Source organism: Actinoallomurus acaciae, from assembly GCF_042429965.1.
Classification (GTDB): Bacteria; Actinomycetota; Actinomycetes; order Streptosporangiales; family Streptosporangiaceae; genus Actinoallomurus; species Actinoallomurus acaciae.
On record NZ_JBHLZP010001260.1, the window covers coordinates 1 to 629 of the forward strand.

Genomic DNA, 629 nt, shown 5'->3' on the forward strand with positions numbered 1-629 from the left:
ACTACATGACGCCGAGTGTGTTCGTCGAGGTCGAGGCGTTGCCGCGCACGGTCAGCGGCAAGCTCGACCACGCCGCGCTGCCCGCCCCCGCCCACACCGGGGGAGCGGCGCCGCGCACGCCGGTCGAGCGGCGTGTCCACGCGATCGTCGCCGACCTGCTCGGCCTGCCGGACGTCGGCGTGGAGGAGGACTTCTTCGCCCTCGGCGGTCACTCGCTGCTGGTGATGCGGCTCGTCAGCCGCGTCCGTACGGACCTCGGCGCGGAGCTGTCCCCGCGCGCCGTCTTCGACGCGCCGACCGTCGCGGGGATCGCCGCGCGGCTGGACGACGGCCGGTCCGCGCGGGAGCCCTTGACCCGGCAGGACCGCCCGGAGCTCCTTCCACCGTCCTTCGCCCAGCGGCGGCTCTGGTTCCTGTACCGCCTGAACGGCCCGAGCCCGACCTACAACATCCCGCTGTCCTGGCGCGTGCGCGGGCCGATCGACCGGGAGGCGCTGCGGCACGCGGTCGCCGACGTCGCCGACCGGCACGAGGCGCTGCGCACGGTCCTGCCCGACGTGGACGGCGTGCCGGTCCAGCGGCTCGTCCCGGCCGCGTCCGTGCCGGTGCGGTTCACCGAGGTCACCCCC

General features: G+C 75.5%; 1 protein-coding gene. It reads left to right on the forward strand.

The genetic code is table 11. The features are described from left to right. Positions 1-629 (forward strand): phosphopantetheine-binding protein (locus ACFFNX_RS51970; RefSeq protein ID WP_378213895.1); only part of this gene is annotated, 629 nt, incomplete at both ends.